Raw genomic sequence first — 17,076 nt, 5'->3', positions numbered from 1 at the left:
GGGTTGTGACAGCCGCTGCGAAAACCACCGGGGGCGAGTTGCTCGCCCGCCTGGGGGAGCAAGAACGCGAAAAGCTCGCGAAGGAGTTGGACGCGATTCATGACGAGGTGTTCGCCGATCTCGGTGAACGCGACCGGCATTACATCAAGACGGTGATCTCGGTGCAGCGACAGATTGTGGTCGCCGCCCGGGTGCTGTTGCTCGGCTCGCGCTCGAAGACCGCATGGGTCCTGGGAACGGCCTGTCTGGGAATGGCCAAGATCCTGGAGAACATGGAGATCGGCCACAACGTCATGCACGGGCAATGGGATTGGATGAACGATCCCGATATCCATTCCTCGGTGTGGGACTGGGACACCGCGTCGACCGCCGAGGCCTGGAAACACTCCCACAACTACGTTCACCACACCTTCACCAACATCTTGGGCAAGGACAAGGATCTCGGCTACGAGCTCCTGCGGATCGATCCGAATCAACAATGGCACCCGCGGTTCCTCTTTCAGCCGCTCTACAACGTCTTGCTGATGCTGCTGTTCGAGTGGGGCGTGGCCATTCACGACATGGACATCGACGCCATTCGGCGCCGCGAGAAGCCGTGGTCGGAGGTGCGCACGGACCTGAGGGGCATCGGGGGCAAGGCCCGCGCGCAGATCTTCAAGGACTATCTCGGGTGGCCGCTGATCAGCGCCGGCGCCTTCGCGCTCGTCCAGCTGGCCTTGCGCGGCAGGCTCGATCAGCCCGCGGAGTCGCGCCTGGGCAGGGCGCTCCGAAGGGCCGGGGCGGGCCGCCTGGGCTCGACGGCGGGGTTCCTCGACAAGATCCTGCCGGGCGTGGAAAGCACCTATCTACGAACCATGGGTGCCGACGCGGCCGCCAACCTCATCCGCAATGTGTGGTCGAACGCGATCATCTTCTGCGGTCATTTCCCCGACCAGACCTACACGTTCAGCCAGGAAGACGTTGAAGACGAGACGCGCGGCGGGTGGTATCTGCGCCAGTTGGTTGGCGCCGCGAACATCGAGGGCAGCCCGCTGTTCCACATCATCAGCGGCAACCTGGGTTATCAGGTGGAGCACCATCTCTACCCCGACATGCCGAGCAGCCGATACTCGGAGATCGCGCCCAAGGTCAAAGACATTTGCGAGCGCTACGAGCTGCCGTACAACTCCGGGCGGTTCTCGAAGCAGTGGCTGATGGTGCAGCGCACCATCTTTCGGCTGGCATTCCCCGGCGGAAAGCCTCGGCGGAAACCCGGCCCGTACCGAAGCCAGGGAGGCCAACCCGCACCGCAGCGTCCCAGCGAGGGCGCCCGGTTCCGCGACCGTGTCCCGGCCGAACACCCGGCGGCGGGTCCCGAACACCAATCAACGGGCGTGGCGGTGCAACCGCCACCGCGCGGCAACGACTGACGGCATCCCCGCTCGCGCCGCGCGGGTGGCTAGGGACGAACCGCCCTTTCCCTACTAGTGTCCTGAGTCGTTAATTACGGCTCAGTTGTTAAACTGGGTGATGCCCACTCCGCGTGCTGCTGAGATTGTGTTGACTGATGCTGAACGTGCCGAGTTAGAGGGGTGGGCTCGGCGACGAACGAGTGCGGCGGGGTTGGCGTTGCGGTCGCGAATTGTGTTGGCGGCCGCTGATGGTGAGTCCAATTCCGACATGGCCGACCGGATGGGAATCTCACGCTCGACGGTCAAGCGGTGGCGTAACCGTTTTGTTGAGCAGCGCTGCGATGGCCTGCTTGACGAGCCGCGGCCGGGTAGGCCTCGGGTGGTCGGCGATGGGCAGATCGAAGCGTTGATCACCGCGACGTTGGAGACCACCCCGCCCGATGCCACGCACTGGTCGACGCGCTCGATGGCCACCCACCTCGGGTTGAGTCAGTCGATGGTCTCGCGGGTGTGGCGGGCGTTTGGATTGGCGCCGCACAAGCAGGATTCGTGGAAACTGTCCAAGGATCCGCTGTTCGTGGCCAAGGTCCGCGACATCGTGGGGCTCTACCTGGACCCACCCGAGCGCGCCCTGGTGCTCTGCGTCGATGAAAAGACCCAGATCCAAGCGCTCAACCGCACCGCACCGGTGTTCCCGATGCTGCCCGGCACGCCAGCACGGGCCAGCCACGACTACGTCCGCTATGGCACGTCGAGCCTGTATGCCGCCCTGGACCTGGCCACCGGAAAAGTCATCGGCTCTTTGCATGCCCGACACCGCTCCCAGGAGTTCTTGGCCTTCCTGAAAAAGATCGACGAACAAGTGCCCGCCGACCTGGATTGCCACGTCGTTCTCGACAATGCCTCCACGCACAAGACTCCTGCGGTAAAGCGTTGGCTGACAACACATCCCCGGTTCGTACTGCACTTCACTCCGACCGGCTCAAGCTGGCTCAACCTCGTCGAACGCTGGTTCGCCGAGCTGACCACCAAGAAACTGCGCCGCGGCACCCACACCTCGGTCCGCCAACTCAACGCCGACATCCGCGCCTGGATCGACACCTGGAACGACAACCCGCGACCCTACGTCTGGACCAAAACCGCCGACCAGATCCTGGCAAGCATCGCAAACTACTGCACCAAAATTAATGACTCAGGACACTAGGCCCCATGCTCGCCCGACGATCATCGAAATGAACCGCTATCGCCGGCGCCTCGTGGATGATGATCGATGGTGCATATCATCCGGACCGCGAGCGCCTTTCCCGCGCGGCTGTGGCGCAGCCCGCTGCGCGGGCCATGGCTGACAGCGGTATTCGGCTCGGTCCTGTTGGTGACCCTGCCAGTCGTGATCCTCACCGGCCTGCTGTCCTACATCGCCTACGGGCCACGATTCGGCCAGGCCATCCCCGGCGACGTCGGCTGGCTGAAGTTGCCGACCTTCGACTGGCCCACCCGCCCGTCCTGGCTGTACCGGCTGACCCAGGGACTTCACGTCGGACTCGGGCTGGTGCTGATTCCCGTGGTGCTCGCCAAGCTGTGGTCGGTGATACCGCGGCTGTTCGTGTTGCCGCCCGCGCGGTCGATTGCCCAACTGCTGGAACGGGTTTCGCTGCTGATGCTGGTCGGGGGCGTCCTATTCGAGATCGTCACCGGCGTGCTGAACATCCAGTACGACTACATCTTCGGATTCAGCTTCTACACCGCGCACTATTTCGGCGCGTGGGTCTTCATCACCGGGTTCGCCATGCACGTGGCGGTCAAAGGCCGGCGCATGTGGTCCGGTCTGCGCTCGATGTCGCTGCGCGACGTGCTCCGCACCGGGCGCTCCGACACCAAGCCGCAGCCCTGGCGGCCCGACGGGCTGGTCGCCGCCGACCCCGGACCCGCGACGATGAGCCGCCGCGGCGCGCTGGCGCTGGTGGGCGGCGGTGCGCTCTTTCTCGCGCTCATCACCGCCGGTCAAACCGTGGGCGGGTATGCCCGGCCCGCCGCCCTGCTGCTGCCACGCGGGCGCAGCCGCGGCAACGGGCCCAATGACTTCGAGGTCAACCGGACCGCGGCGGCCGCCGGAATCGCCCCCGAGGACACCGCCCACCGATGGCGCCTGAGGATGACCGGCGGCCCCCGACCGGTGACCGTCGACCGCGCCGCGCTGCTGGCGATGCCGCAGCACACCGCGGTGTTGCCGATCGCCTGCGTGGAAGGGTGGTCGACCACGCAAACGTGGAGCGGGGTGCGGCTGGCGGATCTGGCCCGGCTGGCCGGCGTGCCCGCACCGGCATCGGCGCGGGTGTCGTCGCTGGAACGCACCGGCGCCTTCGGCGGCGCCACCCTGCAGGGCAGCCAGGTGTTGCACCCGGATGCGCTGCTGGCGCTTCGCGTCAACGGCGCGGATCTGTCCCCGGACCACGGTTTCCCCGCGCGCGTCATCGTGCCCGCGCTGCCCGGCGTCCACAACACCAAATGGGTGGCCGCCATTGACTTTCGGACGGCCGCACATGCGTAACGCGTTCGCGAGGCTCTACGGATCCCATCCGCTGCACCTGCTGACGATGATCGCCGGATTCGCGCTGCTGGGCTATGCGGTCGCCACGGTCAAACCCGTCACGCTGTGGAACCCGGGCGTGTGGTGGCAGTCGATCATCGTGTGGTTCGCCGCGGCCATCGTCGCCCACGACCTGGTGTTGTTCCCGGTTTACGCGTGCCTCGACCGGCTGCTGCCCCGCCGACCTGCGCGCCCCGGCCCCGACTTGCCCGTGCTCAACTACCTCCGGGTGCCCGCGCTGGGGGCGGGCCTGACGCTGCTGGTGTTCTTGCCCGGCATCATCGAACAGGGCGCCGCCACCTACCGGGCCGCGACCGGCCAGACCCAGGACCCGTTTCTGGGTCGGTGGCTGCTGTTGACCGCCGTGATGTCCGCGGTCAGCGCCGGAATCTATGCCATCCGGACGGCCATGGTGTGGCGGCGGACGCGGGGGCGGGAAATGGCATCTCGGGCAACGAATCAACCCTCCCGCGACGGGCCTTAAGGAATTCTTGGTGACACCTTGGAGTGTCCTACCGGGTCCGTGCGCGTCCCGTGCATCCCTTGTGGCGTCACTAGACTCGTGTCATGTGGGGAGCCGAAAGGAAGGGGCACGACCCGCGATCTGCGTGGGCGTAGCCGCGCTGGTCATCGCGATGGGCTGGTCGCCCGGCGGCGCGCCAGGACCGGCCACGCCGGCTCTCGATCTCGGCATCAACGCCTTGCCCGGATCGCAAAGCGGACCCGACGGCATCTTGCCCGTGCAAGCCACCGGCGGAGAAGGATGCATCATCGGCCTTAATTGCGGGTGCCTGCGCAACTGCCATAGGGCGCACCCCCGCCCACCGAGTGTTCCCGCCAAAACCCAGCGCTCCACTCCCGCCCCGAGGAATCCCTAGCCGCCTGATTTCTTGACGGCGGTTCGACCGCGGCCCGCACCGCTTTCCTATCATTTACCGAATGAGCGCCGGTGGGCTGGATATCGAGTCGTCGCCGGCGTTCTCCATTGAGGACCCGGCCCGGTTTCGCGCCGCGGGCTGGTGGTGCGATACGACGCTGTCGGACGCGGTGCGTCGCAACGCCGCGCAAACCCCGGACCGTCCCGCCTATGTCGACCACGACCAAACGTCGCTGACACGGCGCGAATTCGACGGTGTCGCAACACGTTTGGCTGAAACTCTGGCCGGCGCCGGTGTCGCGCGCGGGGATCGGGTCGCGGTGTGGCACGGGGATTCCGCGGCCATCCACGCCCTGTTCGTCGCGGTCGAACGCTGCGGGGCGGTGGTCGTCGGCGTCGGCGCGCGGGCCGGCACCCGCGAGGCCGCCGCGATACTGCGCAGCGCCTCGCCGAAGGTCCTGATCAGCGACGAACCCCACCGCGAAGCCGCGGCGGGCGTCGCGGGCGAACTCGGGCTGCCCGCGCTGCTCCTGAGCCGGACGCTTCGCCTGGATGTCGACGCCGAACCCACGGCGCTCACGAGCGACCGCCGGCTCGGCCCGGACGACGTTTTCCTGATCAATTCCACCTCGGGGACCACCGGGCTACCCAAGTGCGTCGTGCACACCCAGAACCGTTGGTATTACTTCCATCAGAAGGCCGTCGCGAACGGGCTGCTGACGCCGGATGACATCTTCCTGCCGGTCATACCCACACCATTCGGGTTCGGGCTCTGGACCAGCCACACCACGCCGATCTACCTCGGCGCCACGGCGGTGCTGCTCGACCGGTTCACCACCAAAGCCACCTGCGAGGCGATCGCCCGGCACAAGGTCAGCGTATTGTGCTGCGTCAGCACACAATTGACGATGCTGATGGCGGACCCGGCCAGTCGCGAGCACGACCTGAGTTCGCTGCGCGTCGTCTACACCGGCGGGGAGGCATTGCCGTATCGGCCCGCGGCCCAATTCGAGGACCTCACCGGCGCCAAGATCCTGCAGTTCTTCGGCTCGAACGAGACGGGGATGCTGAGCGCGACCACCGCCGACGACTCGCGTGAACACCGGCTCCGCACGGGGGGCCGCATCATCCCCGAAATGTCGGTCCGGCTCTTCGACGGAGACCGCGACGTCACCGACACGGGCCGGGGCCAGCCCGCGTGCCGGGGCCCGGCCACCAGCCTCGGTTACCTCGGCGGCACCGACCACGACAAGCTGTTCACCCGCGAGGGGTGGATGCGCATGGGCGACATCTGTGAAATCGACGCGGACGGCTATCTGCGGGTCACCGGGCGCACCTCCGACTTCATCGTGCGCGGCGGCAAGAACATCAGCGCAAGCCAGGTCGAAGACGCCGTCACCACCCATCCCGCCATCGCGGTGGCGGCCGCGGTCGCCATGCCCGATCCGGTGTTCGGCGAAAAGGTCTGCCTCTATGCCGAACTCACCGACTCCGCCACCATCGACCTTCCCGAGCTCGTCGAACACCTGCTGGCGCTGGGAGTTTCCAAGGAACTGCTGCCCGAGCGCCTCATCATTGTCGACGAACTGCCCCGCTCGTCGGGCGGAAAGATAGCCAAAGGCCTACTTCGCGAGGATATTGGAGCGAGGATGGAGGCTGGCCATGAACGCACCTGACGCACGCCGCGGCGGGCTGGAAGTCTGGGCGCCGTCGGTGGTTCCACCGATCGGCGTCGAACTCTCCCACGAGCAGGCGCTTGCCATCGCGTTCCGTCACCTCGCCGGCATCGGGTTCGCCGAGAACATGGCCGGCCACATCACCTGGCAGCTCGACGGCCAGACGGACATGTTCGTCAATCCCTGGGGTCTGTGGTGGCAGGAGATCACCGCCTCCGACATCTGCGTCGTGGATGGTGACGCGCACGTGGTCAGCGGTCGCTGGGACGTCACTCCGGCGATCCACATCCACACCGAACTCCACCGCGCCCGCCAGGACGCCCGCGTGGTCATCCACAACCACCCGTACTACGCATGCGTGCTCGCCGCGCTGGGCAGGCTGCCGGAGTTGGTGCACCAAACCGGTTCGCTGTTCCTCGACGACCTGTGCCTGGTCGAGACCTACGACGGCGAAATCGACAGCCCCACTCGCGCCGCGGATCTCGCGGCCCGCATCGGCGCGGCCAACCTGACCATCCTGGCCAACCACGGCGTCATCGCGACCGGCCGCAACCTGCCCGAGGCCGTCTATCGCGCGGCCTCGATCGAAAGAGTATGCAAGCTCGCCTACGACGTCATGCTCACCGGCAGGGAGCCGGTCCCCATGCAGTGGTCGGACATGGCCGGCATGCAACGCTCGCTGATCGAACGGGCCGCCGACGTGTACTGGGCCGGGGCCGCGCGCATGACGATCAAGGCCGACCCCGACGTACTGACTTGAGCCGCAAGGAGATTGACGCGTGAAATCGATCGACGAGCTGGCCACCGACCTGAACTTCACCACGGCCAAGACCGGCACCGAGCGGTCAGTCACCTTTCTGCCCGATCCGCCTCGGGCGCCGCGCCGCTACACGGTGATCTCGGTCGACGACCACATCGTCGAACCCCCCGACACCTTCACCGGCCGGCTGCCCCGAAAGTTCGCCGACCGCGCGCCCAAAGTCGTCGACACCGACACCGGGGGACAGACCTGGGTGTACGACGGGCAAGAACTGCCCAACGTCGGCTTCAACGCCGTGGTCGGGCGACCGGTGGCGGAGTACGGCTTCGAACCCGTCCGATTCGACGAGATGCGCAGGGGCGCATGGGATATCCATGAGCGCGTCAAGGACATGGATCTGAACGGCATCTACGCCTCGCTCAACTTCCCGTCGTTTCTCCCGGGCTTCGCCGGACAGCGGCTGCAGCAGGTGACCAGCGACCGCGACCTGGCGCTGGCCTCCGTTCGGGCCTGGAACGACTGGCATTTCGACGTGTGGGCGGGCTCGCACCCCGACCGCATCATTCCCTGCCAATTGCCGTGGCTGCTCGATCCCGAGCTCGGCGCGACGATGATCTACGAGAACGCCGACCGTGGCTTTCACGCCGTGACGTTCAGCGAGAACCCGGCGATGCTGGGACTGCCGAGCATTCACACCGATCACTGGGATCCGATGATGGCCGCGTGCGCCGAGACCGGGACCGTGGTGAACCTGCACATCGGGTCCTCCGGGTCGTCGCCGTCCACCACCGCGGACGCGCCACCGGACGTGCAGGGCGTGCTGTTTTTCGCCTATGCCATCTCCGCGGCGGTCGACTGGTTGTACTCGGGGCTGCCCAGCAGGTTCCCCGATCTGAAGATCTGTCTGTCCGAAGGCGGAATCGGTTGGGTCGCCGGGCTGCTCGACCGCCTCGACCACATGCTCAGCTATCACGCGATGTATGGCACCTGGCAGGCGCTCGGCGAGCGGCTGACCCCCGCGGAGGTGCTGACCCGCAACTTCTGGTTCTGCGCGGTCGAGGACAAGTCGTCGTTCGTGCAGCGCGACCGGATCGGGGTCGACAACATCATGCTGGAAGCCGACTACCCGCATTGCGACTCGACGTGGCCGCACACCCAACAAGCCATCCACGAACAGATCGGCGATCTGCCGCCCGACGTCATCCGTAAGTTCAGCTGGGAGAACGCGTCCCGCTTGTACCGGCACCCGGTGCCGGCCGCGGTGCAACAGGACCCCGAGGCATTCTGACCGGTTAGCACCCTTGACCTCCGGCGGGGTTCCCTGCGCCGACGGCTTGGTGTAAGTTACGTTTAGTATGTACTGAACGATCTGATGGAGGCGTATGTCGCCGGAAGAGGCCGAGTTCGTCGACCGCCTCGGGCTGTTCTTCGAGCTGCTGGGCGCCACCCGCACCATGGGTCGGCTCTACGGGTGGCTGCTGATCTGCGATCCGCCGCAGCAGTCGCTGACCGCGCTGGCCGCCGCGCTGTCCGTGAGCAAGGCGTCGATCAGCACCGTCGCCCGCCAGCTGCTGGAAGGCGGCATGGTGGAGCGGTTGCCGAGCCCGAACCGGCAACACCTCTACCGGGTCAGGCCAGGCGGGTTCACCAGCGTGCTGGAAACCCAGCTGTCGCTGATGCGGCTGGGCATCGAGCCCGCCGACTTCGCGCTGTCCGTGCTCGGGGAGGACCGCGCCGAACAGCGCCGGCGCGTCGAGGACTTCCGCGATTTCTGCGAGTTCTGCACGCAGGCCTACCGCGACCAGCTCATGGAAATGTGGACGGAATACCGCGCGAACAGGAGACAGCGATGACCGCACCGGACAAAGTCGACTTCAGCTCGGTCGCCTGGGGTTCGGTGGAATGGACGAACCTTGTCACGTTGTATCTGCGCGCGTGCGAAAGCCGTTCGAAGCGACCGATTTTGGGGGACGGGGTAGCGGCGGAGGCGGTGGACCGGATCGGCTATGACTTCAAGCGCATGCGCCGGAGCACGATGCCCGCCTCGAACCAATACTTGGTCGCCTTGCGCGCCAAGAAGTTCGACGACTGGTGCGCCGATTACCTGTCCCGTCATCCCGACGCCGTTGTCCTGCACCTGGGTTGCGGCCTTGACGGCAGAGCCTTCCGCCTTGACCTACCGCCGTCGGTTTCCTGGTTCGACGTCGATCAGCCCAGCGTCATCGGGCTGCGGCGGCAGCTCTACGACGACACCGAGCGCTACCGGATGATCGGCTCGTCGGTGACCGAGCTGCGGTGGCTGGACCTAGTTCCCGCCGGGCGCCCCACGCTGGTGGTGGCCGAGGGCCTGCTGATGTACCTGCGCGAAGAGGAAGTCCGGCGGCTGCTGCAGCGTCTGATCGACCGATTCCCCGGCGGCGAAATGCATTTCGATACGCTCTCGGCCCTGGCCCCGCTGCTGTCCAAGGTCTTCACCAGGGGCATCATCACCTGGGGCATCCGAGACGCGCGCCAGCTGGCGGCCTGGCATCCCCGGCTGCGGTTCCTCGAGCAGACCCCCGCGCTGGCCGGCTACAAGCACATCCCGTCGGCCGCGGTGCGGTTGATCTACCACGCCACGTGGGTGATGGGCGGGCGCGGCTACGACGTACTCAACCGCTTCGAATACTGAACCGTCACAGGTCCGACGCCAGCCGGCGCAGAATGTCGGTCGCGGGCTCGGCGGTCGCGTGCCGAAAACCGGTGCCCGCCCACAGGTGTACGTACTCGGGCCTGCCCGCCGCCGCGGCCGCCTTGCGCAGCGGGCTGGTCAGGTGGTGGATGGCGGGATAACCCGGAGGCGCCTCGGCTTCGTGGGCGTCGATGAACGCGTTGCGCAGGCCGCGCGCCGGTCGGCCGGTGAAGGCCCGGGTCAGCACCGTCTCCGTGTACGCGGGATCGGCAAGTGCCGCCTGATGAGTGGCCGACGCGCCGCTCTCGGTGGCGCGCAGCAGCGCGGTCCCGACGGCGGCCGCGGCCGCGCCCGCCCGGATCGCCTCGGCCACCGCGGCCGGCGTGGCGAGCCCGCCGGTGGCCAGCACCGGCAGGGGAACCGTCGCCGCGACCTGCGTGACGAGATCGACGATCCCGACGGGCGTCAACGGTCGCAACGGCGCCAGGGTGCCGGAATGCCCGCCGGCGTCCGCCGCCTGCACGACGAGCATGTCGACCCCGGCGGCGTGCGCCTGCGCCGCCTCCTCGGCCGTCGTGACCGTCTGGACCACCACGCTCTTGGCCCGCTGCAACGCCGCGATCACGTCGCGCGGCGGAATCCCGAACGTGAACGACACCATCGGAACCGGATCGTCGAGCAGCAGCTCGATCTTCTCGTCGAACCTGTCGTTGTCCTCGATGGGCTCGGACGGCAGCGTCAGGCCGAACTGGTCGGCGTCGGCCGCAATGTTCGAGGCGTAGGCCCGGTAGCGCTGCGCGTCGACCGGCAACGGGTTCGGTGCGAACACGTTGACGCCGAACGGGATCCCTTCGGCGCGAACGGCTTTGATCTCGGCTTCGACGGCCTCGACGGTCTTGTAGCCGGCGGCCAGCACGCTCAGGGCCCCCGCGCGGGTGGCGGCCTACACCATGGCCGGCGTGGTCGGGCCCCCCGACATCGGGGCCGCAACCAGCGGAATGGACATCCCGAACTGCGCCAACATCTCCATGCGTAGACAATATCGGCCGCGATCGGCGCTGCGGCGCTGCGGCGGTGCGCCAGCGTTCCGCCGTGACCACCGACCTGGCAGGATGCTTGAGCGTGAAACGCCCCAACTTCCTCGTGATCGTCGCAGACGACCTCGGGTTTTCCGACATCGGCGCCTTCGGCGGCGAGATCGAAACGCCCAACCTCGATCGGCTCGCCTACTCCGGGATCCGGCTCACCGATTTCCATTCGGCGCCGGCGTGCTCGCCGACCCGGGCGATGCTGTTGACCGGGACCGACCACCACATCGCCGGCATCGGCACGATGCTCGAGGTGGCGTCCCCGGGATTTCGCGGAGCGCCCGGCTACGAGGGCTACCTGAACGATCGGGTCGTCGCGTTGCCCGAACTCCTGCGCGACGCCGGGTATCTGACGCTGATGTCGGGCAAATGGCATCTGGGCGCCACGATCGACAGGTCGCCGTGGGCGCGCGGTTTCGAGCGATCTTTCGCGCTGCTGCCCGCCGGAGCCAGCCACTACGGGGGAGCGGGCGCGCGTGGGTTTTCGCCGGTGCCAACGCTTTACACCGAGGACGACCAATTCGTCACCGTCGGGGACGACTTCTACTCGTCGGACTCCTACACCGACACGTTGCTGCGCTACCTGGATGAGCGCGCACCCGAGGACGACCGCCCGTTCTTCGCCTATCTGCCGTTCCAAGCGCCGCACTGGCCGTTGCAGGCGCCCGACGAATCCGTCGCCAAGTACCGCGGACGCTACGACCAGGGACCGGACGCGCTGCGCGAGGAGCGACTGGCCGCCCTCAAGCGGCTCGGCCTGTGCCCGCCCGACGTCGTCGCGCACCCGGTGGTGGCCGACGGCGCCCCGGAATGGGCCGACATGACCGACGAGCAGCGCGCGCGCTCGGCCCGCAGCATGGAGGTCTACGCCGGGATGGTGGACCGGATGGACCACAACGTCGGCCGGGTGATCGACTACCTGTCGGCCAGCGGCGAACTCGACGACACCGTGGTCATCTTCCTGTCCGACAACGGCGCCGAGGGCGCGATCGTGGAGGCGATGCCGCTGCGCGGCGCGGAAATCGCCGCGCAGATCGAAAAGAATTGCGACAACAGCCTCGACAACCTCGGCCGGCCCACGTCCTTCATCTGGTACGGGCCGCGCTGGGCGCAGGCGGCCACCGCGCCGTCGCGTCTGCACAAGGCGTTCACCACCCAGGGCGGGATCCGCGTGACGGGCTTCATCACCTGGCCGGGCTTCGCCCGGCAACAGCAGATCGGCACCGCGTTCAGCACCGTCATGGACATCGCACCGACGTTGTTGGAGCTGGCCGGCGCCGCACACCCGGGCACGTCCTACCGCGGCCGCGAGGTCGCCCCCATGCGCGGCCGCTCACTGGTGGAGTACCTGACCGGCGCCGCGGAGACCGTGCACGACGCGGACACCGGGACCGGCTGGGAGCTGTTCGGCCGCCGCGCCATCCGGCAGGGGGACTGGAAGGCGCTGCACCTGCCGGCCCCGTACGGTCCGGGCAGTTGGCAGCTCTACGATCTGGCTTCCGATCCCGGTGAAGTCGACGACCTGGCCGCGTCGCATCCCGACAAGCTCGCCGAGCTGGTGGCGCTGTGGGATCGCTACGTCGAAGAAACCGGCGTGATCCTCGAACCCGTCTCCGTCTTCGAGACCGAGCTCTAGCTACCGGTTCACCGCTTCTCGATCACGTGCCGGGTCGGTGGGCCTCAAATAGCTCGACTGAACCACTGTGCCGCGCGACCACGACGTCGAGTCCCGCGTCGTCGAGCCAGCGCTGCACGTCACCGGCCTGGGGCGTATTCCCGAAAAAGCCGGCCGCCTGCAACGCCGTCACAAAGCGATCTTGGCGCCAGCCGCGACCCCGGACACACGTGCTCCCGCGCAGAATCCCACCCGGCTTGAGCACGCGGGCGAGCTCGACCACCGCAGCCTGCGGATCAGGAAGGCAATGCAGCCCGTTGAACGTCAAAACCAGGTCAAACGTGTTGTCCTGGAAGGGCAAATCTGTGATATCGGCCTCGCTGAATTCCATCAGGCCGACCACGCCCAACTGGGTCGCCCGGCCGCGCGCCCGCCTCAGCATGTCCGACGAAATGTCCGCGGCCACGTAGCGGCAATCCTGCCCGCGGCGCAAACCGCGAAACGCGAAGCCTCCACCGCACGGGATGTCAAGGATATGGGCGCCATCGGGAGCATCGCCGACCCGCTGAACCCCTTCCAGGAGGTCATGGAACACCAACCCCCACAACACTTTTGCGCCCACCGTAGCGACGCCGTCATGCATCGCGGCCGTGTTGTACAACGCCGATGCCACCCGAGCGGCACGCCAGCGGTCCGTTACCTGCCCCATGCGTTGACTCTAACCGCGGAGTCGAGGTCGGCGGTGTCGGGGCTTGAGGCGTTCAATACTTTCTTCGGGGACCTGCTATCAGGAGGCGTGGGCCGGAATGGCTTGGAGGATTTCAACTTCTCCCTCGTCGTCAATTTCGGCTGAGCTCGCCGTCGGAGCCGGCACGCGGCCTCGTCCCGGTTGACCGGTTCCCGCCTGCGCCGGGCGGTTCCGCTGCTGTGGGGATGGCGTTGTCGATGAGGACGGCGGCGATGGCGCCGGCGGTGGCGAAGGATTCGGTGTTGAGGACTCGGTTGCGCGCCGAGGCGCCATCCAGGAGCAGCGCGAGTTGTTCGCCGAGCTGTTCGGGGTCGGTGGCGCCGGCTTCGCGCGCGGTTTCGGCGAGGCGAGCGGCAAAAGCCTTCTTGTAGTCGCGGGCGTGGACGCGTGCCGGGTGGCCCGGGTCGCGAATCTCGACGGCCGCCGCGATGAACGGGCACAGGGGCCCGTGAATGTCGAATGCGGCGAGGAGCCGTTCACGCGGCGTGAGGTCGGTGCGGTCGAAGACCTCGGGCAGGATGTCGGGATCGAATCGGCGGAGGTGTTCGGCGATCAGCTCATCCTTGCCGGTGAAGTGCTGGTAGAACGTGCGCTTGGACACTTGGGCCACCGCGCAGAGCTGGTCAAGGCCGGTGCTGTTGATGCCTTGATCGCGGAACAGTTGTCGTGAAGCGCCCAGGATGCGCTCGCGTGCGCCCCTGCCGCGGCGCAGCCCTCGCGGCCCCTTCTCCAACTCGGTCATAGAGCCAGCCTAGCCCAGTTGGGTACGGATCGGTGTGCATAGCTTGCATTACAGATGTCTCTCCGATACGTTAAGCACACAGTTCGGTGTATATAACATCGGCGCTACGAACCGGATGGAGTAATCGTGGGAAAGCTCGATGGAAAGGTCGCAGTGATCACCGGCGCGACAAGTGGCATGGCCCTGGCCGGCGCCAAGTTGTTCGCCGACGAGGGGGCTCACGTCTTCATCACGGGCCGACGGAAGGACGCCCTGGACGAGGCCGTCGAACAGATCGGGCGGAATGTGACCGGCGTGCAAGGTGATTCGGCCGAACTCGACGATTTGGACCGCTTGTTCGACACGGTCAGGCGGGAGAAAGGCGCGATCGACGCGTTGTGGGCAAGCGCCGGGATAGGCAAGCAGAACAGGCTCGGCGAGATCACCGAGGCGGACTTCCATGACGCCTTCTGGCTGAACGCGCGCGGCACGCTGTTCACCGTGCAGAAGGCGCTGCCGCTGTTCAACGACGGCGGCTCGATCTTCATGACCGGATCGAACGCATCGCTGCGCGGCTACCCGAATTGGAGTGTGTACGCGGGAAGCAAGGCCGTGCTGCCCGCCTACGCGCGGGTGTGGGTGGCCGAGTTGAGGGACAGGAAGATCCGGGTGAACGTGCTGACTCCCGGCCAGGTCGCCTCGCCGATGTTGGATGAGGTGATGGACGAGGAGATGAAGGCCCAGTTCCAGTCCGTGATCCCGCGGCGAGAGATGGGCCGCCCCACGGAAATTGCGTCGGCCGCGTTGTTCCTCGCCTCCGACGACTCGAGCTATGTCAACGGCATGGAGCTGGTGGTCGACGGCGGCACCACGGTGATCTGAGTGAGCGACGACCACAACCACACAGGAGTAACCATGACCACGTTCACCCCGCACCGCGGCACGGTGCAGGCCTTCGTCGACTGCATGCACGGCGGCGCAGACAAAGACGCACTTTCCGGACTCCTCGCCGAGGACGCGGTGCTCTACGGCCCGCTCGGCGATGACCCACTCACCGGCCGGGAGGCCGTCCTGGGCGCCATGCAAGGGGTCGGCACGGTGGCGACCGATCTCGCCTACCAGGAAGTCCTCAGCGGCCAGACGCACCACGCCGCGTACTTCCGGCTGCAGGTCGAAGACACCGTGGTCGACGGGATGGACTACATCCTGCTCGACGAGGACGGCAAGATCGCCGAGGTGACCATATGGTGGCGCCCGCTTCCGTCCGGCGTGCAGATGCAGCGGCGCCTTGCCGGTCTGCTTGGCATGCAGCCCTGGGAACTACGCACGAACGACGAAACTTGATGGCGTGCCGTCGACGGTGGAGCACGCAAGACAGCAGCCCGGCTCGACGGCCCAGTTAGGAATTCCCGCCGTCACGCGGGACGACCCGCCAGCTGGGCCAATTGTGCTGCCCCCTCGGCTGTTTGGGTGGTCAGCACGATCCGTCCGGAGGTGACCTGTTCCTCGATGATCGGCGCTTCCAGCACCAGGTTGTCCCGGATGAAGGCCACATGGTCTTTGAGATGCTCGGCGGTGAACGACGCCCACGCCGCCGCCGACGGCGGGTCGAGCACCAGGGTCACCTCGTAAAAATCTGCCGTCAGGGCCTTGGGCGGGTCCACGTGGATCAGCCCGAGCTGCATGGTTTCCGGACCCAGCGCGTACACGTTGGCCCGGCCGATGTCGCAGGTGTTGAGGGCGTCGGTCGGGGCGACGGGGACGTTTGGACCCATGTCCGGGCACTTGGTGGCGGGCGTCGTCGGATGTGACTTTGTCACCGGCCGAACGGGCAGCGGCGCAATCTTCACGATCGGCGGCGGCGCCGGCGGCGCGGCAGAAGTGGTGGGCGCGTTGGTGGTCGGCGGGCTGGACGGCGCGGGCTTGTGCGCCGAGTGGCAGCCACACGTCAGCGCCGCAAGTAGACCGATGGACCCAAGCCAGGCGACGGCGTTGCGCACGCGAACTCGACGGGGACACATCGAAACACACTCTACTCACGTATCCGGAGGATCCTCGGAACTCTTGCACCGCAGTTTCTTTGGTGCCAAGCGGGCGCGGTGCCGCCGAGGGGGAGATGTGCCATCCTTTACTGACACTACGAATATAGAGTAGTGTCTCGATCCTGAATGGCTATGGATAAACGACGAAAGCCTAATCCCGCCGAGCGCCGCCGCGATTTATGCGATGCGGCGATTCGATTGTTGGCCGATGACGGGGCCAAGGGGTTGAGCCATTTGAAGGTGGATCGCAAGGCGGGCGTGCCGGACGGCACGACGTCGTTCTATTTCCGCACCCGCTCGGCGTTGCTGCGGGCCGTCGCGGAGCGTTCGGCCGAGCTCGACCTCGCCGAACTGCAGGCGATCGCGGACAGTTCCGAGGCCGGCGGTGAGGCTCCCACACCCTCGCGGTTGTCGCAGGTCGTCATCCAGGCTGGCAGCGATCCGCAGCTGTACCGGACCCGGGCGCGATATGAGCTGACCATGCAGGCCACCCGCGATCCCGCGCTGGCCGCGATCCTGCAGCAGGCCACCGACGAGTTCACCAAGCTGCATCGGGAAATCCTCGTGCAGCTCATGCCGCATGGCGCGGAGCTGGATCCGGCCGTCGTCGAGGATCTGAGCAACGTCACGTTGACGTTCATCAACGGCCTGCTGCAGCGGTTTGCCCATGGCGACCGGATCGTCGACAGCGCCGAACAGCTCGATGGGGTCTTGTCGGCGATCGCGGCCGGGATATTGAGGAGTTCGGACAAGGGGCGGCTCACCCAGGCGGGCGGCCTGCAGCTGCTGCGCGGCGGGGCGGCGGGGTCGCAATGAGAGCCCCGGCCGGATCCGGCGCGCGGGGCTCTTACCCTTGCCAGAGCACCCGCAGTATGGTTCTCTACGACAATAGAGTGAGTC

Annotated in this window: 17 protein-coding genes; 13 read left to right on the top strand and 4 right to left on the bottom strand. The window is 67.0% G+C overall.

What is annotated here, in order from left to right; translation table 11 throughout:
- Nucleotides 1-5: 5 nt before the first annotated feature.
- The 9 genes from AC0KTM_RS11470 to AC0KTM_RS11430 all read left to right on the top strand — a co-directional run bounded on the left by AC0KTM_RS11470 (nucleotide 6) and on the right by AC0KTM_RS11430 (nucleotide 9,962).
- Entirely contained in the window at nucleotides 6-1,409 is a 1,404-nt protein-coding gene (locus AC0KTM_RS11470; RefSeq protein ID WP_472415556.1) for a fatty acid desaturase family protein, read from the top strand.
- Between the two features lie 100 nt (nucleotides 1,410-1,509).
- Nucleotides 1,510-2,595 carry an IS630 family transposase gene (locus tag AC0KTM_RS11465; RefSeq protein ID WP_472415142.1) on the top strand — a complete coding sequence of 362 codons (1,086 nt, stop codon included), beginning with the start codon at nucleotides 1,510-1,512 and terminating at the stop codon, nucleotides 2,593-2,595.
- A gap of 66 nt (nucleotides 2,596-2,661) precedes the next feature.
- Nucleotides 2,662-3,939: a molybdopterin-dependent oxidoreductase gene (locus AC0KTM_RS11460; RefSeq protein WP_225328154.1), complete on the top strand. Its 1,278-nt coding sequence runs from the start codon at nucleotides 2,662-2,664 to the stop codon at nucleotides 3,937-3,939.
- Nucleotides 3,932-4,462: a hypothetical protein gene (locus tag AC0KTM_RS11455; protein WP_238955909.1), complete on the top strand. Its 531-nt coding sequence runs from the start codon at nucleotides 3,932-3,934 to the stop codon at nucleotides 4,460-4,462. Before AC0KTM_RS11460 ends, AC0KTM_RS11455 begins: the two co-directional genes overlap by 8 nt.
- Nucleotides 4,463-4,917: 455 nt before the next feature.
- On the top strand, nucleotides 4,918-6,531 hold the full coding sequence (locus tag AC0KTM_RS11450; RefSeq protein WP_472415555.1) for a class I adenylate-forming enzyme family protein: 1,614 nt from the start codon (nucleotides 4,918-4,920) through the stop codon (nucleotides 6,529-6,531).
- Nucleotides 6,518-7,291, top strand: coding sequence for a class II aldolase/adducin family protein (locus AC0KTM_RS11445; protein ID WP_238955907.1), 774 nt, complete (start codon nucleotides 6,518-6,520; stop codon nucleotides 7,289-7,291). Before AC0KTM_RS11450 ends, AC0KTM_RS11445 begins: the two co-directional genes overlap by 14 nt.
- Before the next feature lie 19 nt (nucleotides 7,292-7,310).
- Nucleotides 7,311-8,579 (top strand): amidohydrolase family protein, encoded by a 1,269-nt coding sequence (locus AC0KTM_RS11440; RefSeq protein WP_238955906.1) that lies wholly within the window; start codon nucleotides 7,311-7,313, stop codon nucleotides 8,577-8,579.
- A 94-nt stretch (nucleotides 8,580-8,673) separates the two neighbouring features.
- Nucleotides 8,674-9,144 carry a GbsR/MarR family transcriptional regulator gene (locus AC0KTM_RS11435; RefSeq protein ID WP_238955905.1) on the top strand — a complete coding sequence of 157 codons (471 nt, stop codon included), beginning with the start codon at nucleotides 8,674-8,676 and terminating at the stop codon, nucleotides 9,142-9,144.
- A complete protein-coding gene (locus AC0KTM_RS11430) occupies nucleotides 9,141-9,962 on the top strand; it encodes a class I SAM-dependent methyltransferase (RefSeq protein ID WP_238955904.1) in 822 nt (273 codons plus the stop codon). Before AC0KTM_RS11435 ends, AC0KTM_RS11430 begins: the two co-directional genes overlap by 4 nt.
- Nucleotides 9,963-9,966: 4 nt before the next feature.
- On the opposite strand, the gene AC0KTM_RS11425 is transcribed toward AC0KTM_RS11430, so the two are convergent.
- Complete coding sequence (locus AC0KTM_RS11425; protein WP_472417445.1) at nucleotides 9,967-10,884, bottom strand: nitronate monooxygenase; 918 nt, start codon at nucleotides 10,882-10,884, stop codon at nucleotides 9,967-9,969.
- 200 nt (nucleotides 10,885-11,084) lie between these two features.
- Between AC0KTM_RS11425 and AC0KTM_RS11420 the strand changes: the two genes are divergently transcribed.
- A complete protein-coding gene (locus tag AC0KTM_RS11420) occupies nucleotides 11,085-12,686 on the top strand; it encodes an arylsulfatase (RefSeq protein WP_225328162.1) in 1,602 nt (533 codons plus the stop codon).
- A 22-nt stretch (nucleotides 12,687-12,708) separates the two neighbouring features.
- On the opposite strand, the gene AC0KTM_RS11415 is transcribed toward AC0KTM_RS11420, so the two are convergent.
- The gene (locus AC0KTM_RS11415; RefSeq protein WP_275254332.1) at nucleotides 12,709-13,308 is read right to left on the bottom strand and encodes a methyltransferase domain-containing protein; all 600 of its coding nucleotides are present in this window, start codon (nucleotides 13,306-13,308) and stop codon (nucleotides 12,709-12,711) included.
- 196 nt (nucleotides 13,309-13,504) lie between these two features.
- Complete coding sequence (locus AC0KTM_RS11410; RefSeq protein ID WP_225328164.1) at nucleotides 13,505-14,155, bottom strand: TetR/AcrR family transcriptional regulator; 651 nt, start codon at nucleotides 14,153-14,155, stop codon at nucleotides 13,505-13,507.
- Between the two features lie 126 nt (nucleotides 14,156-14,281).
- Here AC0KTM_RS11410 and AC0KTM_RS11405 point away from each other — a divergent pair, with 126 nt between their 5' ends.
- Complete coding sequence (locus AC0KTM_RS11405; protein ID WP_225328165.1) at nucleotides 14,282-15,016, top strand: SDR family NAD(P)-dependent oxidoreductase; 735 nt, start codon at nucleotides 14,282-14,284, stop codon at nucleotides 15,014-15,016.
- Nucleotides 15,017-15,049: 33 nt separating this feature from the next.
- On the top strand, nucleotides 15,050-15,478 hold the full coding sequence (locus AC0KTM_RS11400; RefSeq protein ID WP_225328166.1) for a nuclear transport factor 2 family protein: 429 nt from the start codon (nucleotides 15,050-15,052) through the stop codon (nucleotides 15,476-15,478).
- Nucleotides 15,479-15,549: 71 nt separating this feature from the next.
- On the opposite strand, the gene AC0KTM_RS11395 is transcribed toward AC0KTM_RS11400, so the two are convergent.
- Nucleotides 15,550-16,155: a SecDF P1 head subdomain-containing protein gene (locus AC0KTM_RS11395; RefSeq protein ID WP_255642030.1), complete on the bottom strand. Its 606-nt coding sequence runs from the start codon at nucleotides 16,153-16,155 to the stop codon at nucleotides 15,550-15,552.
- A 153-nt stretch (nucleotides 16,156-16,308) separates the two neighbouring features.
- On the opposite strand from AC0KTM_RS11395, the gene AC0KTM_RS11390 reads away from it, so the two are divergent.
- On the top strand, nucleotides 16,309-16,992 hold the full coding sequence (locus AC0KTM_RS11390; RefSeq protein ID WP_225328167.1) for a TetR/AcrR family transcriptional regulator: 684 nt from the start codon (nucleotides 16,309-16,311) through the stop codon (nucleotides 16,990-16,992).
- Nucleotides 16,993-17,076 lie beyond the last annotated feature (84 nt).

It is taken from the genome of Mycobacterium sp. NTMscope_Eco_3 (assembly GCF_976985685.1).
The sequence above is the reverse complement of the archived record's forward strand: the minus strand, read 5'-3'. Positions and strand labels throughout refer to the sequence as shown.